This window comes from Chryseobacterium sp. MDT2-18 (assembly GCF_030815285.1).
GTDB lineage: Bacteria > Bacteroidota > Bacteroidia > Flavobacteriales > Weeksellaceae > Kaistella > Kaistella salivictor.
Genome location: NZ_JAUSWQ010000003.1, coordinates 263,240 through 288,497, shown reverse-complemented (window position 1 = coordinate 288,497; position 25,258 = coordinate 263,240). Strand labels below are relative to the sequence as shown.

The 25,258-nt window shown below is 36.2% G+C and carries 21 protein-coding genes, 1 tRNA gene and 1 pseudogene; 14 read left to right on the top strand and 9 right to left on the bottom strand.

Features of this window, described 5'->3' with window-relative positions; all coding sequences use genetic code 11:
* Positions 1-8: 8 nt before the first annotated feature.
* The 5 genes from QF004_RS05195 to QF004_RS05175 all read left to right on the top strand — a co-directional run bounded on the left by QF004_RS05195 (position 9) and on the right by QF004_RS05175 (position 4,681).
* Positions 9-272 (top strand): YciI family protein, encoded by a 264-nt coding sequence (locus QF004_RS05195; RefSeq protein ID WP_133438456.1) that lies wholly within the window; start codon positions 9-11, stop codon positions 270-272.
* A 193-nt stretch (positions 273-465) separates the two neighbouring features.
* On the top strand, positions 466-831 hold the full coding sequence (locus QF004_RS05190; protein WP_307423553.1) for a transposase: 366 nt from the start codon (positions 466-468) through the stop codon (positions 829-831).
* 193 nt (positions 832-1,024) lie between these two features.
* On the top strand, positions 1,025-1,903 hold the full coding sequence (locus QF004_RS05185) for a glycosyltransferase family 2 protein (protein WP_307423550.1): 879 nt from the start codon (positions 1,025-1,027) through the stop codon (positions 1,901-1,903).
* Positions 1,904-1,909: 6 nt separating this feature from the next.
* Complete coding sequence (locus QF004_RS05180) at positions 1,910-3,604, top strand: amidohydrolase (protein ID WP_307423547.1); 1,695 nt, start codon at positions 1,910-1,912, stop codon at positions 3,602-3,604.
* 18 nt (positions 3,605-3,622) lie between these two features.
* Positions 3,623-4,681 (top strand): hypothetical protein, encoded by a 1,059-nt coding sequence (locus QF004_RS05175; protein WP_307423544.1) that lies wholly within the window; start codon positions 3,623-3,625, stop codon positions 4,679-4,681.
* 4 nt (positions 4,682-4,685) lie between these two features.
* Here QF004_RS05175 and QF004_RS05170 read toward each other — a convergent pair whose 3' ends face one another.
* Entirely contained in the window at positions 4,686-6,164 is a 1,479-nt protein-coding gene (locus QF004_RS05170; RefSeq protein ID WP_307423541.1) for a lipopolysaccharide biosynthesis protein, read from the bottom strand.
* Positions 6,165-6,453: 289 nt separating this feature from the next.
* On the opposite strand from QF004_RS05170, the gene QF004_RS05165 reads away from it, so the two are divergent.
* Both QF004_RS05165 and QF004_RS05160 read left to right on the top strand, forming a co-directional pair.
* Positions 6,454-8,079 carry an alpha-amylase family glycosyl hydrolase gene (locus tag QF004_RS05165; RefSeq protein WP_307423538.1) on the top strand — a complete coding sequence of 542 codons (1,626 nt, stop codon included), beginning with the start codon at positions 6,454-6,456 and terminating at the stop codon, positions 8,077-8,079.
* A 3-nt stretch (positions 8,080-8,082) separates the two neighbouring features.
* Positions 8,083-8,607 carry a thioredoxin-like domain-containing protein gene (locus QF004_RS05160; RefSeq protein WP_307423535.1) on the top strand — a complete coding sequence of 175 codons (525 nt, stop codon included), beginning with the start codon at positions 8,083-8,085 and terminating at the stop codon, positions 8,605-8,607.
* Here QF004_RS05160 and QF004_RS05155 read toward each other — a convergent pair.
* The 3 genes from QF004_RS05155 to QF004_RS05145 form a co-directional block, all read right to left on the bottom strand.
* Positions 8,604-9,260, bottom strand: a complete 657-nt coding sequence (locus tag QF004_RS05155; protein WP_133438449.1) for a DUF2461 domain-containing protein — start codon at positions 9,258-9,260, stop codon at positions 8,604-8,606. The genes QF004_RS05160 and QF004_RS05155 overlap by 4 nt on opposite strands.
* A gap of 170 nt (positions 9,261-9,430) precedes the next feature.
* Positions 9,431-10,012 carry a hypothetical protein gene (locus tag QF004_RS05150; protein WP_133438448.1) on the bottom strand — a complete coding sequence of 194 codons (582 nt, stop codon included), beginning with the start codon at positions 10,010-10,012 and terminating at the stop codon, positions 9,431-9,433.
* A 96-nt stretch (positions 10,013-10,108) separates the two neighbouring features.
* Complete coding sequence (locus QF004_RS05145; RefSeq protein ID WP_133438447.1) at positions 10,109-10,699, bottom strand: DUF1572 family protein; 591 nt, start codon at positions 10,697-10,699, stop codon at positions 10,109-10,111.
* Between the two features lie 227 nt (positions 10,700-10,926).
* On the opposite strand from QF004_RS05145, the gene QF004_RS05140 reads away from it, so the two are divergent.
* Complete coding sequence (locus QF004_RS05140; protein ID WP_307423529.1) at positions 10,927-11,763, top strand: DUF3667 domain-containing protein; 837 nt, start codon at positions 10,927-10,929, stop codon at positions 11,761-11,763.
* A gap of 92 nt (positions 11,764-11,855) precedes the next feature.
* Positions 11,856-13,514 carry an alpha-glucan family phosphorylase gene (gene glgP, locus QF004_RS05135; protein ID WP_282906011.1) on the top strand — a complete coding sequence of 553 codons (1,659 nt, stop codon included), beginning with the start codon at positions 11,856-11,858 and terminating at the stop codon, positions 13,512-13,514.
* An 86-nt stretch (positions 13,515-13,600) separates the two neighbouring features.
* Here glgP and QF004_RS05130 read toward each other — a convergent pair whose 3' ends face one another.
* Positions 13,601-13,912, bottom strand: a complete 312-nt coding sequence (locus QF004_RS05130) for a DUF962 domain-containing protein (RefSeq protein ID WP_282906010.1) — start codon at positions 13,910-13,912, stop codon at positions 13,601-13,603.
* 4 nt (positions 13,913-13,916) lie between these two features.
* Positions 13,917-15,605: an APC family permease gene (locus QF004_RS05125; RefSeq protein ID WP_307423524.1), complete on the bottom strand. Its 1,689-nt coding sequence runs from the start codon at positions 15,603-15,605 to the stop codon at positions 13,917-13,919.
* A gap of 127 nt (positions 15,606-15,732) precedes the next feature.
* On the opposite strand from QF004_RS05125, the gene QF004_RS05120 reads away from it, so the two are divergent.
* Together QF004_RS05120 and fsa are read left to right on the top strand one after the other, a co-directional pair.
* Positions 15,733-19,278 carry a T9SS type B sorting domain-containing protein gene (locus QF004_RS05120; protein ID WP_307423521.1) on the top strand — a complete coding sequence of 1,182 codons (3,546 nt, stop codon included), beginning with the start codon at positions 15,733-15,735 and terminating at the stop codon, positions 19,276-19,278.
* 198 nt (positions 19,279-19,476) lie between these two features.
* Complete coding sequence (gene fsa / locus QF004_RS05115) at positions 19,477-20,130, top strand: fructose-6-phosphate aldolase (protein WP_133438441.1); 654 nt, start codon at positions 19,477-19,479, stop codon at positions 20,128-20,130.
* A gap of 115 nt (positions 20,131-20,245) precedes the next feature.
* Here the strand turns inward: fsa and QF004_RS05110 are convergent, their stop codons facing one another.
* Complete coding sequence (locus QF004_RS05110) at positions 20,246-21,667, bottom strand: T9SS type A sorting domain-containing protein (RefSeq protein WP_307423516.1); 1,422 nt, start codon at positions 21,665-21,667, stop codon at positions 20,246-20,248.
* Between the two features lie 187 nt (positions 21,668-21,854).
* Between QF004_RS05110 and QF004_RS05105 the strand changes: the two genes are divergently transcribed.
* The 3 genes and pseudogenes from QF004_RS05105 to QF004_RS05095 form a co-directional block, all read left to right on the top strand.
* Positions 21,855-22,487 (top strand): NAD(P)H-dependent oxidoreductase, encoded by a 633-nt coding sequence (locus QF004_RS05105; RefSeq protein ID WP_307423513.1) that lies wholly within the window; start codon positions 21,855-21,857, stop codon positions 22,485-22,487.
* A gap of 29 nt (positions 22,488-22,516) precedes the next feature.
* Positions 22,517-22,957, top strand: coding sequence for a MarR family winged helix-turn-helix transcriptional regulator (locus QF004_RS05100; RefSeq protein ID WP_307423510.1), 441 nt, complete (start codon positions 22,517-22,519; stop codon positions 22,955-22,957).
* Positions 22,958-23,080: pseudogene (locus QF004_RS05095) on the top strand (organic hydroperoxide resistance protein); the annotation flags it as partial.
* A gap of 205 nt (positions 23,081-23,285) precedes the next feature.
* Here the strand turns inward: QF004_RS05095 and QF004_RS05090 are convergent.
* Both QF004_RS05090 and QF004_RS05085 read right to left on the bottom strand, forming a co-directional pair.
* Positions 23,286-23,359: transfer RNA gene (locus QF004_RS05090), tRNA-Arg, on the bottom strand.
* A 50-nt stretch (positions 23,360-23,409) separates the two neighbouring features.
* Positions 23,410-25,185 (bottom strand): TonB-dependent receptor, encoded by a 1,776-nt coding sequence (locus QF004_RS05085; RefSeq protein WP_307423507.1) that lies wholly within the window; start codon positions 25,183-25,185, stop codon positions 23,410-23,412.
* Positions 25,186-25,258: the final 73 nt, after the last annotated feature.

Here is a 25,258-nt window from a genome sequence, read left to right as displayed (position 1 = left end):
TAAAAATTATGAAAGCAGTAGTATTTTACGAACACGCAGATGCGCCAATGGAAAAATTCATGGAAGTTTTCCCCAAACATCAAGTGGTAGAAGATGAATTTATAAAAGCCGGAAAAGTTTTGGGAACCGGTGCGTTTGCTGTTCCCGGAGAAGGCGCGATGGCGATTTTTATCGATAAAGCCGTTGCCGAAGAGTTTGTGAAAAGAGATCCTTTTGTTTTGGAAGGATTGATCGCAAAAGTTACCATCAAAGAATGGAACGACGAAATGTAGATTATGAAATTCCTGAGTTTGTATAAAAATCATCAAAATTTGTAAATGATATCATTTTTACAAAGATTTAAAAAACTCCAGCGGAGTTTAATCTCTGTAGTAAAATATGAAGTCAAAATTCTGCGTTCCGTAGGAACGCCATCTAAAAAAGATAGAAATAATGTTATATCTTATTTAAATTGATATTTTAAAAATGGCAAATACCTACACACAGATTTACATTCAACTGATTTTTGCTGTGAAATTTCGGGAAAATAAAATTTCAGAAGAAATAAGAGATGAGGTAGAAAAATATATTTGCGGAATTTTTAATCATAAGAAACAAAGCGTTTTAGCCATTTATGCAAATCCGGATTACATTCATATTTTCTTTTGCTTCAGAAATCTTCAAATTTCAATTCCAGATCTGGTAAAAGTGGTTAAGGTTGAATCAACTAATTTTATTAACGAAAAGAAATATTTAAAAACTCATTTTTCATGGCAGGAGGGATATGGTGCTTTTTCCTATTCGAAAAGCCAAAAAGAAAATGTGATCAAATATGTTTTAAATCAAAAATAACATCATCAAAAACAAAGTTTTAAACATGAATATATCGGTTTTTTGAAAAAGTTGGAAATAGAGTTTAAAAATGAATATCTATTTGAATTTTTTGAATAACCAGCAGAGAGCGTTCCTCTGGAACGTGATTTTAAACTACAAAACCTAAATCTACAGAAATAAGATTCCGTAGGAATCTTGAAATAAATATTAAATGAAATTCCTGATCATCATTCCAACACACAACGAAGAGAATAATATTCTTTTCACCCTGAAATCTCTGCAACAACAGACTTTTCAGGATTTTTCCTGCATTGTAGTCAATGATGGTTCTACGGACAAAACCCAGCAGGTTGTTGACGGATTTATTCTTAACCATCCTAAATTTAAAATTCTGAATTTACAGGAATCAGCGCATCAACCTGGCGCGAAAGTAGTCCGGACTTTTAATAAAGGTTTAGAAACCGTTGTTTTAAATGATTTTGATGTCATCTGTAAATTCGATGCAGATATTATTTTTCCGCCCAATTATTTAATGAAAGTTAATCAGATCTACGAAACGCAGCCTAAAGCAGGAATGGTATCGGGGATCGTTAAAATACCGAAATCTATTTTTGAAATGGCGTTGGCATTCGATTTTAAAGATGAAAAGCACCAATGGAAATTCGAAAATTTATCCTCCAAAAATCATGTTCGCGGCCCGATAAAATCCTATAGGAAACAATGCTTTCAGGATATGAAAGGTTTGCGCCCGGTTTTGGGCTGGGATAATATCGATGTGATGTTGGCCAGAAAAAACGGTTGGGAAACGATCACTATAAAAGACTTGTGGGTCAAGCATTTACGTCCGACCGCTTTTCAGTATAAGAATCAGAAAGCCGAAAAACTCGGTGAGTATTTTTATAATATTGGGTTGAATCTGCCTTTGACTCTGATTTCATCGGCAAAATCATCATTGAAAAACAGATCATTGGGAGAGTTTTTAACGACGATGAAATCTTTTTTTAAACAAAAAGGAAAACGGGAATTATCAAAAGATGAAATCAAATTTATAAGAAAATTACGCTGGAAACAGATATTCACTAAAAAATAAACAAATATGAAAAAAATAATTTCCCTTTTAACGGCGTGTTTTTCGATTTTTTCAATTGCCCAAAAAAATGCTGATCTCATCATCACCAATGCGAAAATCTACACGGTCAATCAAAATTTTGATACCGCAGAATCGATGGCGATTTCTAATGGGAAAATTGTTGCGGTGGGAAAATCTGCGGATGTTCTGAAAAATTACAAATCTAAAAATATTCAAAACCTTCAGGGGAAAACTGTTTTTCCAGGATTGATCGACGCGCATTGCCATTTCACAGGTTTCGCGACCGACAAATGGAAATGCGAATTGTGGGGTACCAAATCGTGGGATGAGATTGTGGCAAGAATTTCAGATTTCGCAAAAACTGCACCGAAAGAGTGGTTATATGGTAGAAGTTGGGATCAGAATGACTGGGCCGTTAAAGAATTTCCAAATAAGGAAAAATTGGATCAGTTGTTCCCGAACCGTCCGGTTTATTTAAAACGAATCGACGGTCACGCTGCGGTTGCGAATCAAAAAGCGTTGGATATTGCCGGAGTTACAAAAGATTCAAAAATTTTGGGCGGCGAAATTGAAGTGAAGAACGGGAAACTGACGGGGATTTTAATCGATAACGCCATGTTATTGGTAGAAAAGCACATCCCGGAAATTGAGGATAAAGAGGCCATTCAGTATTTTGCAGATTTACAGAAAGAATGTTTTTCTTATGGTTTGACCTCGCTTCACGATTGCGGAATTACCGAAAAAACGCTGGGTCTTTTAGAAAAAGCACAGGCACAGAATACTTTGCAAATGAAGATTTTTGCTTTGATGGAAGATAATCGTGATTACTATGACCGTTGGATTAAGAAAGGAAGATATACCAATAAAAACATTACTGTTGGCGGTTTCAAAGTCTATTCCGATGGAGCTTTAGGTTCGCGGGGCGCAAATTTAATTCACGATTATTCGGATAAAAAAGGCTGGAGAGGTTTTCTTTTAAGTGAAAGAACTCATTTCGAAAACTTAGCCAAGAAATTAAAAAACAGTGATCTTCAGATGTGTACCCACGCGATTGGAGATTCTGCTAACCGAACGATTCTTCAGATTTATGGTGAAGTTTTGGGTATGAAAAACGACAGGAGATGGAGAATTGAACATGCCCAAATTGTCGATAAAAACGATTTCGATCTGTTTGGGAAATATTCAATTATTCCGTCTGTTCAGCCAACGCATGCGACTTCTGACATGTATTGGGCGGAAGACCGTTTAGGAAAAGACCGTTTGAAATATGCATATGCTTATGAAGATTTATTGAAGCAGAATGGCTGGCTTCCGTTGGGAACCGATTTTCCGGTGGAAGAAATAAATCCGTTAAAGACTTTTCATTCTGCCGTGGCGAGAAAAGATTCACAGAATTTTCCTGCAAACGGATTTCAGAAAGAAAATGCGTTGACCAGAGAACAGGCAATTCGTGGAATGACCATCTGGGCGGCAAAAGCTGCGTTTCAGGAAAATGAGATCGGAAGTTTAGAAGTTCGGAAATCTGCGGATTTTGTGGTTTTAAATCAGGATTTAATGCAGGTGGAGGAAAGTAAGATTTTGGAATCTAAAGTTCTGGAAACGTACAGCGGAGGAAAAAGAGTCTTTTATAACAAAGAATATTACGATGATTTAGCCCAAAAGTTGTCAGGAAGAACTTATGGAATTTCCTCTTCTAAATAATTCCGAATACCCTTAACCTTGAAAAAAATCGCCTACATCGAGCTCGATACCCACGCAGAAATTGCGGGAAATTTCATGGAATTAATGAAAGAATCCAAAGCATTTGAGGTGGATTATTATCTCTCGGAAAGGATCATTAAACAAATCGGGAAACATCATTCTAATATTCATTTAAGTGAAAACACCGAACTTTTAAACCAGTTAAATAAGAAGCAATATGATCTGGTAATCATTGGAACGGTGCATCGGTATTTTAATTTGTTTAATGAAATTGCCGAAAAATTCAACACTTCGGTGATTGTTCATAATCTGAATTTTACCAAGATCTCCCGTGTGCAACTTTTTAAAAATATCTTTAAAAAAGACTTTAAATACCGTTTGAAACTCTGGCTAAAAGAAGATTTGCTTTCTGCACCGGAAGTCTTTAAAAAAGCAAAAAACCTTTTGGTTTTAGATCAAAGTTTACTGCAGCAAAATCTTAAATATTTCCCTGTTTTCTTTAATCAGTTTCAGGAGGTGAACAATTCAGGAATTGATACGGTTGTCATTCCCGGCGCGGTTTCTCAGGCGAGAAGAGATTATAAAAAAGTGTTTGCTGATCTAAGGAATTATAGCCATACCAGATCTCATTCTGCAAAGTCTGTTCAAGTAATTTTTCTCGGAAAAGCAGAGGGAAAAGAACTTTTGTGGTTAAAAGATTTTGAAAAAGAAAAATCCCCAAATATTTCAATTCAGTATTTTAACGAAAAAGTTCCTCAAAATGTTTTTGATGAATGGATGAATAAAGCCCATATTTTGTGGTGCCCTATTCAAAGTGAAACCGAATTCTTCAGCAACAAAGAAATCTACGGGAAAACCAAAATGAGCGGTAATATCGGCGATGCGATTAAGTATGGGAAAGTGGCTGTCTTTCCCGAAAATTATCCGTCGGATTTTGAGTTTATTATTAATGAAAAGGCGAATTCAGGACAGGAAATTTTCGACTTTAAATCAGAAAACTCGTACGATTTTCAAAAGGAATTCAGTGAAAATAAAATCGCTGCTGAACTTGAAGAAATCTTGAAATCTTTACTCTGAATTTTTAAAATTTAAAGATGCTTTTAAAAAACTTTTTATTCAGATAATCTTCGGTTGGGAAGATTTTCATGACATGATTTGCACCGAAAATTACGATGAGAACAAACGCAGGTTTGTACAAGAGATTAACCAAATTGCTATTTGTTACCGGGAACATGATCGCCAAAGTGATCGCCAAAGTGCAGATAATGAAAACGTACATCATTTCGATGGTCAGCGGGAAAACTTTAAATTTCACGTAATTAAAATAAATTTTAATCATATTAAATAAGGTGAGCGAGATCGCTGTTGCCATGGCAATTCCGATAATTCCAAACTGGGTTTTCGTGAGGAAAAGGTAGTTCAGGGATATTGTGGTAATGGCTAAGAACAGCATCACTACAATATTGAACCGGTAGTATTTTGACAGCGAAATAATATGTCCGTTGAAGCCGGTGGCCAAATCGAAAAGCATGGCGAATCCTAAAATCCAGACCACAGGTTCGGCTTGCTGCAACTGTTCCCCATTTTTTATAAAATTGCTCAGGTAAGGGAATCCCACCAAAATACACGAGAATAATACGGCACCCAGAAAAAACAGGGTTAAAGAAGTTTTTTTATGGAAACGGTCCAGTTCTTCGAATTCACCTTCAGCAATGGTTTTATTGATAATCGGCGCCGAGATATTGAACAGACCCATTTGCGGAATAAGGATAAAAGAGAGAATTGATAAAATAATACTGTAAACTCCATTTTCTTCAAAATTCAGAAATTCTCCAATCATGAAATTGTCAACCCGGAAAGCGATATAATTCCCGATATTTCCCAGGAAACCATAAAAACTATAATTCAGGATTTCTTTCCAAAGGTTGTCTTTTTTTATATAATCTGTACTGAAATCGGGCTGTATTTTTTCAAGTTTATTGGCATAAAAAAAATAGCCTACCAATGATAAAATAAACATTCCTAAGAAAAATCCATACGATCCTTTTTCTGAAACACCTAAAAAGAAAAACAAACAGAAAGCTCCCAAATTGGCGATTTTGGGAAAGAGATTTTCGAAAATATTCGGAACAACAATCCGCTTGAAGTTGGTGAGATACTTATTGAAAACTGCAGATAAAGCCATTATCAGAATAAGCGGCAGAATTAACATTTTCATTTTCCACAACTGCAGAGTTTTGAATTGAGGAAACAACAGGAAAAAAGCGAAAAATAAAAGCGAAAAAATGATGAAATTCACCAGAACCCCGGCAAAGGAAAGGGAAAGTAAATTTTGATGTTTACCCTCTTTTTGGGTCTGATGAAAAAACTTAACGGTAGAAAAAGAAAGTCCAAAAACCACGATAGGCAAAAGCATTTCGGCGGTCGGCATAATGTAGCGCAATTTGCCGTAGAACTCCATGTCATACGGGAAAATAAAAATCGCAGAAATGGTTCCCAGTAAAAAACCAAAATATCCGATTAAGGAATATTTAAAACCCTGGCGAGCAACTACACTCATAGTTTGTTGGTTTTTGTAGAATGTAAATTTTCTTTGAAAGTGAAATTTCGCACCATATTATTAACGGTAAATTGGTTTTTTAAATCGAATTAGTCAGTAAATTTCTAAATCATCAATGTTGTTTTCAAATTCAAGAAAACAAAGATAGTAAAATATGTTAAATAAATGTTAAATTCGCAAGAGGATCTGAAATGATTTTAAGTTGACGGGATTTTGTATTACATTTAACGAGAATCTGATATGACCCAAATTAAATCTGGACAGACTAAAAGTTTCTGCCTAAAATATTATGAAAAAAGTCCTTATTTTCCTCGTTTTTAGTTTATTGACCTCGTGTAATTCCGTTAAAAAAATTCAAGAAAAACCATTTGTTTGGGAAGGTGCCAATGTTTATTTTCTTTTAACCGATCGTTTCAAAAATGGAGATCCTTCCAATGATATAAATTATGGAAGAAAGGAAAAAACTGCGGTTCTTCGTGGATTTGAAGGTGGCGATTTAAGAGGGGTTATTCAAAAAATTGATGATAATTACTTTTCTGATTTAGGAATTAACGCGATATGGATAACTCCCATTGTAGAGCAGATTCACGGCGCAACCAATGAAGGAACAGGAAACACTTATGGTTTTCATGGGTATTGGACCAAAGACTGGACGGAACTCGATCCGAACTTCGGAACCAAAAATGACCTTGGAGAATTGGTAGAGAAAGCCCATAAAAAGGGAATTCGAATTGTCTTAGATGCAGTTATTAATCACACCGGTCCGGTGACTGATATCGATGAAGTCTATCCTGATTCCTGGGTACGAACTTCGCCAACCTGTACTTATAATAATTTTAAAAATACAACAGAATGTACTTTGGTGGCTAATCTTCCAGACATTTTAACTGAATCAGACGAATCTGCTGAACTGCCGCAAATGTTAGTGGATAAATGGAAAAGAGAGGGAAAATATGAATCTGAAATGAAATCCCTTGACGCCTTTTTTGGGAGAACAGGTTATCCTCGGGCACCGAAATATTACATTATGAAATGGCTGGCTGATTATGTTCAGGAATACGGAATTGACGGTTATCGCGTTGATACTGTAAAGCACACCAACGAAGACGTTTGGAAAGATTTCCAGAAAGTTTGTCAGGAAGCTTTTAATATTTACAAAAGAAATAATCCTTCGAAAGTACTTGATAACAATCTGTTTTTCACTGTTGGTGAAGTGTATGGCTATGGAATTTCTCAAAAACAAAATTACGATTTCGGTGATAAAAAAGTAAATTATTATCAAAATGGTTTTAAGTCGCTCATCAATTTTGATTTTAAAGGAGATGCAAACCAACCTTATGAAGAACTCTTTTCTAATTATTCAAAATTATTGCATTCTGATTTAAATGGAAAGACAGTCATGAACTATTTAACTTCTCACGATGACGGTTCACCCTTTGACAAGGAAAGGAAAAGAACTTATGAGGCAGGAACAAAATTATTATTAGCACCTGGAATTTCACAGGTTTATTACGGAGATGAAACGGCCAGAACATTAGCGGTCGCCGGTGCAGAAGGTGATGCAAATCTCCGTTCGAACATGAACTGGAATGATTCAAACAATAATTTAGCTACCCAGAAACTATTGGAACACTATCAGAAATTAGGGAAGTTCAGAGCGGATCATTCTTCAGTAGGAGCGGGCGTTCACCGGTTGATTTCCTCTTCACCATACTGGTTCACGAGAAGTTATAATGATGATAAAGTGTTAATCGGTTTAGACTTGAATTCTGGAATTAAAGAAATTTCGGTATCGGGAATTTTTGATGATGGCATTCGCCTCCGGGATGCTTATTCGGGGAAAGTCATTAGCGTTCAAAATGGGAAGGCCACCATTAATACAGATCATTCCATCGTCTTATTTGAAAAAATTTAAAATATGAAAAAACTGATTCAACTATTTTTATTATCAATTTCAACGATATTTTTTGCACAAAAAGTTCCCGAAATTAACAAGACCGAATTTTCAAAAGAGGCCTTAAACCAAAAAATAACCGCTCTGGAAGGAAAGAAAATTTCCATCTCAGATGTTTTGAAAAAACACGAAGGCCGAATCTTAATTATTGATTTCTGGGCGAGTTGGTGTCGCGACTGTATCCTCGCACTGCCTGCTACAAAAGAGTTAAAAGAAAAAAATCCCGAAATAGACTTTGTGTATTTTTCGCTGGACCGTTCCCACGAACAGTGGAAAAGAGGATTGGATAAATATGAAATTACCTCCCAGGAAAATTATTGGTTTGACGAAGGTTGGAAAAACAATTTCAATAATTACATCGATTTGAATTGGGTGCCACGATTTATGATCATTGATCAAACCGGTAAAATTGCCAAGTATTACTCCATTCATCCGAACGATCAGGATATTCAGACAACGATTGATTCTTTAAAACAGAAGTCTTTTTAATGGAAAGGCAATTCCAGGAAATTATTCAGCGGTTGAATACTCCGGAAAATTTCCGCGAAATTTTTGGCTGCCTCCCGGGCAAAAAGTGAATCGTCAGAAACCGGATGGCTAACGGTAAAACTTTTCAGTTTCAGATATTCTGCCATCGGATGGTTCTTTTCAAAACCGGTGGGAACTCTTTTTAATTTGCTTTCTACACTTAATCCACGGAAATTATTCCGGAAATCGTTCTGTTCTAAAATCTTTAAAAAATCGTCACCACTGGCCGAAATTTCCTTTCGGATTTCTTTTAAAATCGCAGGTTCCGGATTATAAACTCCGCCAGCCAGAAAAGATTTGCCCGGTTCGATATGCAGGTAATATCCCGAAATTTTACTGCCTTTTCCCATCCCTAAACTTACGCCGAAATGCGTTTTATACGGAGTTTTATCTTTAGAAAAACGGGTGTCACGATAAATTCGAAACAGAGATTTTTTAGGATCAATTTTCAAAATTTCTTCATCAAATTCAGCAATTTCCTGAATTAAAGTTTCAACAAAAGATAACACATCGTCTTTCGCTTTTTCGTATTGATCTTTGTTTTCATTAAACCAGACGCGGTTATTGTTTCTTTCGAGAGTTTTTAGAAAGCTTAAAGTTTCGTTTTTTATCATTTTAGTTTTTTTTGAAACGGTCAGATTAACCGGAATTTTTTTTGCAATTAAGGATATCACAAATTTAAAGATTATTCCTTTTCAACAATAAAATGAATTGAACAAAAAAAACCACAACAAGTTGTGATTTTCTAATGAATGAAATTTAATTTGAAATGAAATTTAGTATGTTATATTTGAATGATTTTTTTGTAATGATTTTGCGGTAAATTCCAGGAGCAGGATTTCGCTTCACTGGAGAGGTAGGCGATTTTTCGGTTTTCAGTGTCAAAAATTCTGACGCCTTCCACCCATAATTTCGGAGTTCTGTAAATATGAAGACTCACCGAAATGCCTTCCGAATTATTAATGATAGAATTGATGTCGGTTTGTTCTTCTACCAAAACATCACCAACTCTGGCAGTTGTTTTCGAGTCATATTCGATAAAGTTTGAATTTTCACGATAACTGGCTTCGGTTAAGCTTCCTTTTAAAACTTTGATTTTTGCGTCGTAATTGGAATGGTCTCGGATTGCAGAATAATTATTAATTCCCCAGATCTTTAGCGAAGCCACAAATTCATCATGATAAACCGGAATTCGCATCAGGGTTTCGTTCGGAACTTCTAAAGGAGAAATTTGAAATAATTCGTCGAAATCTTTGAACTGAAACGTAAACAACAAGTCGCAGACATCGTCGAAACTTAAATGTTTCTTGGTTTTTAAATCCAGTAAAACCTGCTCCAGATTATGTATTCCACCATTTGTTTTCATGTGTTTTAGTTTGATGGTGTAAAATTAGTCACAACCTTCTGGAATGTTTTATAAAAAGGTGCTGACTTTTATCACAAGTGATTTATGTCAGCGTTTTCAGATCTTATAATCGTCCCGAATTTCATCGCTTTTTGCGAAACAAACCGGTGAAGAATTTTCCTGAATTTCCGGTGAATCAAGACTTTTTAATTTTTCTGAATTAAATTTTTCAGACTCATTTTTTGCGATGGACAGGGTTTTCCAGTTTGTGTTTGTCAACATTTTTCCGAGATAAACGATTTGCCCGATGTGGTAAGGATGATGGGCGAACTGTCGTAGAACGGCATCCAGAATGCTGAGTTGTTCACCACGGATGAGGATGGTATCATTCCAGTTTTCTTCTTTAATCTGGTTCAAAGCACCGAAAAAAACAGTCCATCCTTTTTCCCAGACCGTCAGCATTTCTGCTTTGGAATTAATGTCATTTTCAAATTCGGCGTCGCGGTTGCGGTTCGGTTTTTCGCCGTCTTCGGTACGGAAATCAGTCCAGCGCGAAAGCATATTTCCCGAAAGGTGTTTTGCTAAAGTGGCGATAGAATTACTTTCTTCATTGTATTTCCAAAACAGCTGTTCCTCAGAAACCTGATCGAAAGTTTTTTCGGCAAGTTCTTTATAATATTGAAAACGTTTGATGAAAAGCTCTTTCATTTTAAATCTTTTTTAATAAAAATTGGAACGATCAAATTTAGTGAAAAGTAAAAGACAGGAGATGCTTTTTTTATAAAATGCGTTTCAGAATATTATTTTTTTATAAATTTAATATTTTGATATCTAGATAATTACCAGCTTGAAAAGTCTTTCTTGCTACAGTTGATTTTCTCTTTAAAATATTATTTATTTTGCCTGAAAGTTGTAATTTTGATAAAAACAAAATCATGATTGGCCTTGAGAACCGTTGCAAAAATTGCAGTCAACATTTGCTTTTGAATCAAAAATACTGTCACGCGTGTGGCCAAAAAAGTGATACGCACCGGATTAATTTTCACTTTCTTCTGCATGAAGTTCAGCACGGTATTTTGCATGTACACAGCGGAATTGTTTTCACCATAAAGGAACTTTTTACAAGACCCGGCCACATGTTGCGCGAATATCTCGATGGCAGGCGAAAACAGCACTTTCCGCCGCTGCTTTTTGTTTTGGTAATGGGTTCGGTCTGCGCGCTGATTCAGTTTTTTTTGAAACATAAAACGGAAGCAAAAAGTGATCATACACTGACGACAAATTTATCAAAAACAGAAATCGCCAACTATATTGATTTTAAAGGTCTTATCGCTTATTTTGAGCATATTTTCGAGTGGCTGGGCGGACATCTGGCTTTTACCATTTTGCTGATGCTTCCCATTGCGGCGCTCGCTTTCTTTTTGGGTTTCAGAAAGTATCGGTATAATTATCCTGAATGGCTGGTTATCCTTCTTTTTCTTGCTGGACAGTGCCTAACTTTTTATGTTCCGTTTATTTTTCTCAGTCATTTTGCAGGGAATTTTAATTTTCTGTTTTTCGTGCTTTGTTGGGCTTTTGTTACTTTTTCACTTATTCAGCTTTTTAACAGCCGCGGGAAATGGTATGTTTTTTTACGGGCATGTTGGTCTCTGTTTCTCAGTTATTTATTTTCAGTAATCTACATCATATTTGCGATTTTATTGATCACCGCAGTAGGAATTTTGCTGTATGGCTATGATAATATTACTCCTAAAATAATGAATAAACTGTGATAAGTAACAGCTATTCAAAAAATGCAAGGATATTTTTAATATTTAAAAGTTTTAATCAATACATTTGTAATCGACTTTTTTAAAATATTAAGATGGACTTTAAAAACTTTTCGATGCCGTACAGCATCAACCCCGATTACGCACAAAAAGTGGCTTACTTTTCAATGGAATTTGCCATTGATCAGGCGTTAAAAATATATTCCGGAGGCCTTGGGTTTTTAGCCGGTTCTCATATGAAAAGCGCTTATAATTTGAAGCAGGATATCGTAGGAATCGGTATTTTATGGAAGTTCGGTTATTACGATCAGGCCAGAAATCATGACCAGACCTTGCAGCCAACCTGGACCCGGAAAATGTATTCGTTTTTGCAGGATACGGGAATCATGTATCAGATCGAAATTCATTCTGCTCCTGTTTGGGTAAAAGTGTATTATTTGGCACCTGAAATTTTCCATACAGCTCCGATGTTTTTTCTTTCCACGGATGTTCCTGAAAATGACCATGTTTCAAAAACCATCTGTCACCGCTTGTATGATGCCAATGAATCGACCAAACTCGCGCAGTATATTCTGTTGGGAAAAGGGGGAGCAAAGTTGTTGGACATGATGAATTTCGAACGGGATGTTTATCATTTGAATGAAGCGCACGGTCTCCCGGCAGCATTTTATCTGTTGAAAAAATTCGGCGGCGATTTGGAAAAAGTGAAAGAGAAACTGGTATTTACCACCCATACGCCTGAAGAAGCCGGAAACGAGAAGCACAATATTTTTATGTGCCATGATATGTCGTATTTTTCGGGATTATCGATTGACGAAGTGAAAACGATTGAAGGTGTTGAAGATGACCGTTTTAACCATTCTCTCTGTGCGCTGCGCATGGCGAGAATTGCCAATGGAGTTTCCCAGTTGCACGGCGTAGTGTCGCGGGCAATGTGGAGCAAATATTCTAAAATTTGCGAAATCAAAGCGATTACCAATGCGCAGGAATATAAATACTGGGCAGATAAACCTTTATATCAGTCGAAAGATGAAGATGATTCGACGATGTTTGATTTCAGGAAGAAACATTTAAAGAAAAGATTATTCAAAATTGTGGCAGATCAAACTGGAAATTTATTTGATTCAAATGTATTCACCATTGTTTGGGCCCGAAGATTCGCCGGTTATAAAAGAGCGGATTTATTACTTCACGATAAAGAACGGTTTGAAAAATTATTAAATAATCCGAAATATCCGGTACAGATTATTTGGGCAGGAAAGCCTTACCCAATGGATTATTCAGCGATTTCTACTTTTAATGGTTTAGTAGAAGAGAGCAAGAATTACAAAAACATGGCGGTGCTTACCGGTTATGAATTGGCATTGAGTAAATCGATGAAGCAGGGATCGGATCTTTGGTTAAATAATCCGCGCGTACCGAGGGAAGCATCCGGAACCTCTGGAATGAGCGCTGCGATGAACGGCTCCGTAAACCTGTCCACCGATGATGGCTGGATTCCTGAGTTTGCAAAACATGGCGAGAACTCTTTTGTAGTTCCAAAAGCAGATTACGAAAATATGAGCGTTTACGATCAGGATAATTACGACCTCGGGAAATTATACGAAATTTTAGAAAACGAAATTATTCCCATGTATTACGACCGGCCGGCGGAGTGGAGAAAAGTGCAGCAAACCGCAATGGATGATGTTAAAATTGCCTTTAATTCTGACCGAATGGCCGATGAATATTATAAGCAGATTTACATTAAATAAACTTGTTAAAATAAAAAGAAATCCGGAAGCAGCAATGTTTCCGGATTTTTTTATGAATTATTGTAGAATTATTTTAGAAAAAAAAATTAAGGTCTGAACTTCTGCTTGCCCATTATCAGATCAAAGAACATTTTGAAATCAGCTATCAAACTCCACAAAGGATATCTGAAGGTGGCCGGTTTGTTCTTTTCGAATACCGCGTGGCTGAACCAGGCAAATCCATATCCAAATATAGGAATATACCACAGAAACCTTTCTTTTCCCGATCGGATAACATAAAAGATAACCACAAATATTAAAAGTGTTCCCACGAAATGGAAAATCCTCGTCCATTTATTGGAATGCTCCGTGAGATAAAAGTCGTAAAAGTCCTTGAAATTTTTAATTCTGTTCTCCATAATTTTAATCTAAATCGCCATTTAATTCCTTTTGTAATTTGCTGTTTCTGTAACCATAAGAGAAATAGATTATAAGGCCAATGGCGAACCAGACCAGAAACCAGAACCAATTGTTATGCGTCATTCCGGTTAGTAGATACAGACATGAACTTAAACCCATTAATGGGATAAGTGATAGGTTTTTCACAAAAGCTAAAACACAAAGTCCCAAATTGATGATCAGGAAGAAGAACATCGAGATTCTAAATTCACTTTCATTCGGATCTTTCCAATCCATAATCGTATGAAAAAATGAAGGCTGCCAAAAGTAGAAAAACGTTAATCCTCCCAGGAATATGATGGGGAATATAATTTTAGAATTGATATAGGGCATGTGAAATCTGCCGGGTATTTTTTTCTTTGAAGGCAGTAACAACACGCCACCGCAAACGAGTACGAAAGCGAAAATGGTTCCAATGCTTGTAAAGTCCAGGATGAAGGACTTGTCTGTAAATAAAATAGGGATTCCGACCACGATTCCGGTAATAATTGTCGCGAAAGAAGGAGTTTTGTGTTTCGGATGAATTTCCATGAATTTTTTTGGCATCAAACCATCTCGACTCATGGCATACCAAATTCTTGGCTGTCCCATCTGAAAAACAAGTAATACGGTGGTGATGGCGACGATTGCTCCCAGAGAAACTACGAATTCCATCCAGGCGACATTGGCATTTGTCTTTTCGAAAATGAAAGCCAGTGGATCCCCGATACCATCAAATTTTCTATAATCAACCATTCCGGTAAGAACCAGGGTTAAAATAATATAAATTACGGTACATAAAATCAACGAAATAATCATTCCCCGCGGGAGATTTTTCTGTGGATCTTTGGTTTCTTCGGATAGCACACTTAAGGCATCAAAGCCGATATAAGCAAAGAATACTCCGGAAACCGCACTCATTACTCCGGCAAAACCATTCGGCATAAATGAATGTTCACCCGTGATTATACTTTTTGGAAACCAGTTATCGGTATTCATATATCCGATTCCGACTGCAATAACCAGAAGGATGATGAATAATTTTAAAATGACAAAAATGTTGTTGAAGTTTTTTGATTCTTTGATCCCAACATACACGAGCCAGGTGATTAATCCATTGATGACCAAGGCTGGAACATCAAGAATGATTTTTAAATTTCCGATTAAGGGAGCATTTTTCCAGGCATTAATTAATTCTAAATTTTGGGAACCTTTCAAAAACGCTTTATGTGCTTCAGGATAACTACAGGTTAAATATTCGGGAATAAAAACACCGATCCTGCCCATAAAACTGGTGAAATAATCGGACCAGGAGAATGCGACGTAAATGTTTCCGAACGAATATTCCATGATCAAAGCCCAACCTATAATCCAGGCAATGAGTTCGCCGAAACTTGCATAAGCATAAGTATAGGCGGATCCTGCGGTGGGAATTCTACTTGCGAATTCCGCGTAACAAAGGGCTGTAAAACCGCAGGCAAAGCCACAAATAATATATAAAACAATGACGCCGGGACCGCCACGAAATACGGCTTCCCCCAAAGAACTGAAGCTTCCGGCACCAATAATGGCAGCAATACCGAAAAAAACAATATCCCAAACGCCTAAAACGCGCACCAAACCTGAGGGTTTATCACTTGCACTGTATTGTTTTCTTCTGAAAAGTTGGTTCATCTTAAAAATTTAATTTACACAAATGTAACAGAAAATTTTAAAAAACATAATTTTTCAACACTTTTATACGAAAATAGGTGAATATTGTGTTTTAATAAATAACGTATTTTTGGCAAAAATTGATTTGATGAAGAAGTTTTATTTTCTAGTCTTTACCTTTTTACTCGCGCTCGGATATGGACAGTCTGTTCAGCTCTATAATCCGGCCACGAGCGAAATCTACCAGAACGAACAATATTTTTGTGCCGGCGAAAAATTTAATTTTAAAGTGGATGCGGTTGCGAGTTCTACAGGGGATTATGTGATGAGCAGCGCGTTACCTACTGATTTTGGGCTTTCTACAGGATCGCTACCAATAAATTTTCCTTCTTCCGGTGCAGATAAATTCAGTGAAGCATTTCCGATCGGATTTAATTTTAGTTTTTATGGAAAAACGTATTCCAAAGTGGTCATGGGTAGCAATGGCCGATTGGTTTTTACAAATGATCCCGAATTAGAAAATCTCAAAAATACAGCGGTTTACACAGATCGCACCTTCAGTGGGGTTACAGGTTACAATACTTTCGCTGCCTTACCTTCTGCAGACTATAATAAGATTTTCAAAGCTAATAGAGCCCAAGAGTTAAATCTGGCACAGATATTTTTTGGTTATACCGATTTGGTTCCTAAATCTGCGAATGGTTCCGTTGTTTATTTATACAAAAATGTAGTAGTGGGCGGAGTAAATGGGCTGATGGTCTCTTTTCAGAATCAGATTAGAACCAACGGAACAGGCGATATTTCGAGTACAGGATATTACAGTTATATTTTGCTCCTCGAGGACGGAAGAATAGTAATTTATGTCAATAATAAATCGGAAATTAGGTATAATGCAATCCTTGGGATACAAAATGATGATGCGATTAAATTTAAAGTTCCTACACACAGTATTTCAGGAGAAAATTATAATAACGGGCCGTGGAAAAGTGAAGGTAAAGCTTGGCTTTTCACCCCGAATCAAAATTTAACCCCAGTTTTTAAATGGTTTCAAAACGCAACTTTATTGGGAGAAACTACCAATACTTTACTCAATTTCTCTCCTAATGATGGCGATATTCTGAAAGTTGAAGTTACGTATCACGATCCTTCGGGAGCGCAGGTTGGCGCGATGGTTTCTGATCAGGTGATATTTAAGAAAATTGCAAAACCTATGATTTCTTATAACGCTGCAGCTGCCTGTGTGAGTGGCGTTTCGATGACGGTTCCGAATGATCCCGATTTAAATTTTGAATGGTATCTCGTCGGAAATGCAACAGCTCTCGGTACAGGAAATTCTTATTATGCAACACAAAATGGAAGTTATTTTGTACGGGCTACCCGGAAAACTTTGCCTATATGTTCCGTAGATTCTGATTCTGTTCCCGTTAATTTAAATTCTACGATTCCGCCTTTTAACCCAAATAATGTTTCTCTCAAATATTGTGACAATACGGGAGCGACATCTAAAATAATTAATTTATATGATTACTATCCTCCAGGTTCTAATTATACCTTACAGTTCATTGATGGGGTAACTCCAGTTGCAGATCCTACGAATTTTATTATATATGCAAATACAACAAGAACAGTTGGAATTTATGCTAATGATCCAGTTTCTGATTGTACAGTTTTGAGAAATTTTGATCTTCGGTTCGATTCATTACCAGTGGCTGCTAATAATTTAACAAAAAGATTTTGTTTTGGTGAAACTTCAGTAGATATTTCCCAATATTTGCAGGATTTGGCAGGTTCTAATTTTTCTGTGTTTGATTATCAATATTCTAGTGATGGAATTAACTATGCAGTAAACTCAATTATTAATCCCAGACAATTTCCAAAAGTTTGGGTGAAAATAGTTCCTAAAAATGTAAGTACAGGATCTTGTAACACTATTTCTACCCTTATTTTCACTGAAGATGCGAAAGTTATTGCAAATGCTCCTACAACACAACTTGCTCCGCAATGCTCAAGCTCTTTTTCTCCTTTTAATTTAAATTCTTTAAAACCTGAAATTAATTCTGGAAACGTTACGGTTACTTATCATAACACTTTAAATGGTGCAATTTATGACAATGATTTATTTCTGAATGATAACGCAGTAGGATCGAAGACTGTTTACGTTCGTGTGGTAGATAATGTCACAGGTTGTGTTTCGCCTGATCATCCTTCGGCTAGCCTTTTGGTTTATGCAAAACCCACTTTACTCCTTACTTCAATTCCTAAAAGTAATTGTCAGGGAAATACAATATTTAATTTAAAACAAAACGTAAGTGACCTAGTAACTGTAGCAGCGCCCATCACTGTAACTTTAGAATACCACGCACCCAATGGAGATCTACTCGTGGGTAGCCAAATTACAGCTTATGATGAATCGGTTTATGGGCCAAATCCTTATATTAAAGTGATTTATAATACGACTTGCAGCGATTCGGTTTCTTTCAGCTTATCATATAATCTAAAACCTGTTGCAATAACTTCTTCGATTTTACTTTGTGCCGAAACAACCTATTCCTTGCAGGATTTTAAAAATAAAGCAATCAGTAATCCAGTAAATTATACTTTTACGGATCTTTCAGGCAGTCCGCTTCCTGCCAGTTTTAATCTTTCAGTGTTGCCGAAAAGCGTTGACTTTTTTATTAAAGATAATACGACCGGCTGTGTTTCTAATCCTCAAACCATTACTTTTGTTAAGGGCGGAAGTTCTGTCCTGATGCAGTCCGAAGCAGATTATATTCTTTGCGATATCGATTTTGACGGGAAAACCGCTTTTAATTTAGATTCAAAAAAAGCTGAATTTACAAATTCTTCCGCCACTTTTGAGTATTTTAAAGATTCCGGGTTCACTCAGAATATCAGTTCGGATTATACCAACGAAACGCCTTTCGCGCAGACAGTTTATGTTCGAATTACGGTTGCTGGTTTCTGTCCGTCTACTGCGAAAATTAATTTAAAAGTCAATACGCCCACAAAATCGATGTCGCTTTTAAACAAATACATGATTTGTTTTGGCGAAACTATTCTCGTAGATGCCGGTTCTGAAAATGTGATGTATAAATGGAGCACAGGTGAAACCACAAGAACGGTCAACTTTTCAAAAACTGGAAATTATTCCGTTGTATTAACAAACGCTAATGGCTGTTCTTACACTCACAACTTCACGATTTCCGATGAAAATCAACCCAAAATTCAGGTTGTCAACCAAACCAATAATTCGATCGAAGTTATTGCGGAAGGAGGTGCAAAGCCTTATCAATACTATTTTAACGGAGTTGCTCAAAGTTCAAATATTTTGCAGAATCCTGCGGCATCCTCTTATGTAATTCAGGTTAAATCGGCGGCAGGCTGCTTAGGTCCGCCAAAAACGGTTTACTTTATAAAAATCAATAATACGTTTACGCCCAATGCCGATGGTATTAATGACGTCTGGAAAATCGAAAATCTAGCGAAAATGCAGGAGGTATCGATTCTGATCGTTGACCGAAACGGAACGAAAGTTTTTGAATCCACCAATCCCACTAAAACGGAATGGGACGGAAAAGCGAACGGAAGAACGTTACCAACTTCTACTTACTGGTACGTTATTTCGTGGTATGATGCAGTCACACAAAAAGCTGAGCAGCGCCAAGGTTGGATTCTGATGAAAAATAGAAATTAAACGTGGAAAATTTAAATGCAAAAACTGCAGAATTGATTCTGTGTTACTGAAGAAGAGTAAATTGAAATTCCTGCAATAACTTTTGCGCCAGATAACTCAGATTATTTTTATGGTTTACCAATTTTTACCCCGATTTAAGATCAAAATCATTTTCCTGTTGCACCCGAAAATCTTACCTTTGCGAAAACAAAAAGTAATATGAAATTTTTTATCGACACTGCTAATCTGGAGCAAATTAAAGAAGCACAGGATTTAGGGATTTTAGATGGAGTTACCACCAATCCATCACTGATGGCCAAAGAAGGAATCAGTGGGAAAGACGCAATTTTGAACCATTACAAAACCATTTGCGAAATTGTTGACGGAGATATCTCTGCCGAAGTTCTGAGTACCACTTATGAAGAAATGATTAAGGAAGGCGATGAATTAGCAGCAATTCACCCAAATATCGTGGTGAAAATTCCAATGATTAAAGACGGTATTAAAGCGTTGAAATATTTCTCCAACAAAGGAATTAAAACCAACTGTACTTTGATTTTCTCGGCCGGTCAAGCTTTATTGGCAGCAAAAGCTGGAGCGAATTACGTTTCTCCTTTCCTCGGAAGATTAGATGATATTTCAGTAGACGGCATGAACCTGATCGAAGAAATCAGAATTATTTTCGATAACTATATGTTTGATACAGAAATTCTTGCAGCGTCGATTCGGTCGCCAATGCATATCATCAACTGTGCAAAAATCGGTGCCGATGTGATCACTTCGCCATTAGATTCGATTCTTAATTTATTAAATCATCCATTGACCGATAAAGGTTTAGCGCAGTTTGTTGCTGATGCTAAAAAAATGGGATAAAATATTTTTATTTAAAAGAGTAAACCGTCCGAATTTTTCAGGCGGTTTTTTGTTTGATAAAATTTTGAAATGAATTTTAAATATTAAGTTTAAAATTATAATTAAAAGAACGGTTTTAATTCTTAATGAGTTTTTTTGAAAATATTTCTCCGTTTTTCATACTCATTTTTAGGATGTAATTTCCTTTTGGAAGATTTGCAGTATTGATGTTTTTAAAATTTCGGGAAGCTAAAATCTTTCTTCCTTCCACATTGTAAATCTCAAAACTTTCAGCGTTTTCGGCATTTGTAATATTTAAAAAATCTTTGATGGGATTTTCTACTTCTATCTTCTTAAGTGTATTATTAGAAGTCGAAAGCTGTTCTTTTGAGATTAAAAATTTTTCTATTTTCACCCGGACCAGATTTTGATAATCATCGGGAAGTATAGAATTCACTAAAATATAATTGTCTTTGATCTCAATTTCGTGCCCCGAAAGAAGATTAAAATCTCTCTGGCTGTTAATTTTTAAAGAAGTTCCGCTTTGAGAATAGGCCTTGAGCGCTTTTTCATTTCCTTTCTGATTTAAAATGAAAAATACATTATCTGCAAAACCTGAATCTAAAAATTGCTCGTAGTTCTCAGAAGTCACAAACCCTTTTGCATTAAAATCAGGATCTAACTGCTCATTCCTGATCACCACCAGTCTGCTGAAATCCGGAAGCGGATAATTCTGATATTGAAAAACGGAATGCACCATTCCACTGCTGGTCATTCTTGTAGAGGTATTGGTTTTGTTCTGCAACGGAAAACCATTGTATTGGTGGCATTCTTTCTCATTTAAATTCAAGACAGTGTTAGCAGTCAGAGCATTGAGGTTATAAAATGAATACACCGAGGAAGAAAGAGAACTCACATCACACGTGGCAATTTTTCCGGTCGAGGACTGGCCAAGCGGAAAGTAATAATTATAAATTATTTCGCCATTACTTCCAAACCCAGTATCCAGCCGGCCATCAACTGTAAATTTTTTCGGATAAATACTGTTGGAATTGGTCACCACTAAACTTTGATCCTCAAGAACCAAAACGCTCAGTGATTGTGGATTTGTACTTTCCGTAACTTCATTGATAACGCCGTTGTTCCCAAAAGTGCTGTCCAGCGTTCCGTTGAGATGGTATCTCAAGATTTTCGAATCTCCGTAAGTATTATAATCAAGCGGTTTTGGCCCCAAATAAACGATTATTTTATTGCCTTGTAAAACAGCATTGAGAAAATTATTTTCTCCGAATTCCAACCTGCCATTGTCAGCAAAATCTGAATCTAAAGTCCCGTTCGGATGCAGCTTGAGGATATAATTCCTGTTCGCGGTATTAATAATGTACAGCATCGCATTATTGGGCAAAACCAGAACATTACTGTTGAGAACGGTTTGGTTGGAATGGAAGTTGGCAGTGAAGACGCCGTTGTTTCCGAATGAACTATCCTTTGTGATAGTAATCTGCGAAAATATCTGAATACCGCATAGGGTAATCAGAAAAAAGGTAAATTTTTTCATAGCATTTGTGTGTATGCAAATTTAGAAAATTTAATTAATCTAAAAAGGGCGAAATAACCCTATTTAAGAAAACCACGAAAGACAGCGAAAATTCACAGTAAGAATTTAATCGTAATTAAATTGCACACAATATAATTGTTTGATATATTTGCGGTTCGAAAATACATAATCATTTAAAATACAAAATATGTCATTACTGGAAGATTTAAAATGGAGACATGCCGTAAAAGCTTACGATCCTGCAAAAAAAGTATCAGAGCAAGATTTAAATAAAATATTAGAAGCGGCCAGACTGGCGCCAACTTCATCGGGATTACAGCCTTTCCGGGTGATTGTGGTAGAAAATCAGGAACTGAAAGAAAAAATGGTGCAGGGCGCGCTGAATCCTGAAGTGATGAGAGATTCTTCTCACGTTCTTGTTTTTGCAGCTTGGGACCGTTACTCTGATGAAAAAATCGATAAAGTTTACGATTACCACACCGATGTGAGAGAATTACCAAGAGGAAGATTCGGCAGTTATACCGATAAACTGAAAGAAATTTATAACGCTCAAACTGCGGATGAAAATTTCGCTCATACCGCTCGTCAAACATATATTGCTCTTGGTTTAGCGATGGCTCAAGCTGCAGAATTAAAGATTGACAGCACACCAGCCGAAGGTTTCAGCAATGAGGTTGTAGATGAAATTTTAGGTTTGAAAGAACTGGGTTTAAAAAGTGTCAGTCTTTTATATTTAGGCTATAGAGACATCGAAAAAGATTATCTTTCTCACATGAAAAAAGTGAGAATTCCGATGGAGGAATTTATCATTCAAAAATAAGTTATTTAATTAAACCTTCTTTTTGCCTTATGGAAAATCAGGATACTCCAAAATTGGGAAATCAAATTTGTTTTCCGCTGTACGTCATCGCCAAAGAGATTACGGGAATGTACCGGCCGTTTTTAGATGAACTGGATATTACCTATTCTCAGTATTTAGTGATGATGGTACTTTGGGAAGAAGAAGGTTTAACGGTAAATCAAATCGGTGAAAAACTGTATCTGGACAGTGGAACTTTGACGCCTTTATTAAAAAGACTGGAAGCAAAATCTTTTTTGCAGCGAAACAGAAAAAAGGAAGATGAACGTGTAGTGCAAGTTTTTTTAACCCAAGAAGGAAAGGATTTGCAAAAACTGGCTTGTGCAATTCCGGGCAAGATGAAAGAGAGACTCAATTTTTCAGATGAAGATCTGCTCGAATTAAAAATAACAGTCGATAAAATTTTAAACAAAGTAGAAAATAAGAAGTGAAATATTCCCGGCGTTTCGATAGAGGAAGCACAGTCGCTCACAGAAAAGGCGCATCAGGTTTGTCCTTACTCGAATGCGACAAGAAATAATATTGAGGTTAAATTGGCAGTAACCAATAATTAATCTTTTCAGATTCATTTAAAAAAAACACATTTATTATATATCGAGGTTGAATTAATAACTTGATTTAATCATCATTAAAACGACAAAACCATAACCGGTTTTGTCGTTTTGTTTGTTGCGCATTTCAGAAAGATTGAAATTGTAAAATAAATGAGAGTCCTAAAAAACAAAAAAAGGATAAAAAATTAATTTTATCCTTTTTGTGTGACCGCGAAGGGATTCGAACCCCTAACCCTCAGAGCCGAAATCTGATATTCTATCCAGTTGAACTACGCAGCCTTTTTTTATGAGTAATGAGTAATATTGCTCATTACTCATTGCTCATTTTTTTAAAAACTTATCTTCACTCCTCCCAAAATCTGTGCTCCCAAAACTTTATAACCTTTGTAAGTTTGATACTGGGTGTTGAGTAAATTGTTTCCGAGTGCAAAAATACTGAAATTTTTGTGAACTTTGTACTCTGCGGACAAATTTAAATCAGCAAATCCACCAATTTTGTCATTTTTATTTTCCAGAGCGCGAAAATTAGGATCAATTGCTTCATGATTTACTTCAAATGAATTGGTTGTCTGATCCGTCGCAAAAATCGCTTTCGCTCCCAAATTCAGTTTTTTGTCCAACATCGAATATTTTCCACCCAAACTGGCTTTTACCAAAGGTTTATTGTAAATGTTCTCATAATTTTCAAGATTATATTTCTCAAACTTTAATTCTGCATCCAGCGCCAAATTCGCCAATGGAAAATATTGCACACTCGCTTTTGCCTCACTCACAGTTCCGTTATCGTAAACAGATGAAAAAGTGTTGGCATAATCATAAGGCAAACGGTTATATTCAGCGGCTACATTAAACAAATTATTTGCTTTAAAGAAAAGAATATCATTCATTTTTCCAAATCCTGCGCTGAAATCGTATTTAATATTCTGATCAATATCGCCCCGCAAACCAAAGTAGAATTTATATTTTGTTTCTGTCGCACGCAATTCCTGGTCCGAAACCAAATAAGGATTTTGTTCCAGTAAATCGGCGTAAGTATTTAATTGTAAACCACCGGTAATCCCAGCATAAAACTTGAATTCATCGGCGGCTGCAAACTGCAGTTCTGCTTTTGGGAACCAATAGGTTTTATTATTTTTCACCTCTTCTGCTAAAGTCATATTTGAATTCTTTGCATTTAAAAATGAAAAATCCGAACCGATGATCAAATAAGATTTTCCTTTAAAGAAAGTCATTTTCGGTGCTAAAGTCGCATTGAGAAATTGAGAGGAATTTTTAGTAAGCAATTCAAAATCAGATTTTACGGTTTCTAAATTTAAACCCAGATCCGCATTGAAATTCACATCATCAAAACTTGGCAATTCTACGCCGTGCTTTGATAAATTCACCAAAATTTCAGCCTGATTTTCCTTCGCTCCAAAATGATCGCTCAGGAAAGAAGATTTCACGCGGACATCATTCAGGATTTCATTGGAATAAAAATCGTAGTAACCGTTTACTTTAAAACGGTTGGTTTTCTGCTTTAAATCGACATTGTTTGAAGCCGGAGCTAATGCATAAATTCCGTAATAATTATAATCGTTTAAACCATAATCTGCATTCACGCTGAATTTTCCTTTCTCACCATAAGAATTTAGAAAGGCGCCAATATTCGCAGTACTTTGTTTGGAATCCCAGGCATAAACTTTCTTTAGACCGCTTGTAGAAAGGAAATGAACGTCGCCACCGGCTTCCATTCCGTTTTCCAGTTTGGTGGAAATATTTCCATCGGCAAGAATTTTTCCGTAATTTCCCATTCCAAGCTGGAAATAGTTATTTTGATATTCGGCATCGAATTTCGGCGAAATATCTTCTCCCTGAATCAGCGAAGTTTTAAAATCTGAAGACGCCGGAACATTGGTAATGTCGTACGTCGGCGGATTCGCGGATTTTTCCTGCGGCGGATAATTTTTCTCTGCTTCGACGGATGTTTTTTTCTTTTCGATTTTCTTTACTTCCGGTTCACGCTTTCGGTCCAAAATCAATTTCTCTTCTTTGATCTGGGAAAAAACTGCGGTCGAGGAAAATAGTAAACCGAGGAAAAATATATGTTGAATGGTCTTGTTCATTGTTTTTATATTACTGTAAAATGTGGAGTGTACAATGTCGATACGTTTTACATTGTACATAATACTTTGTACA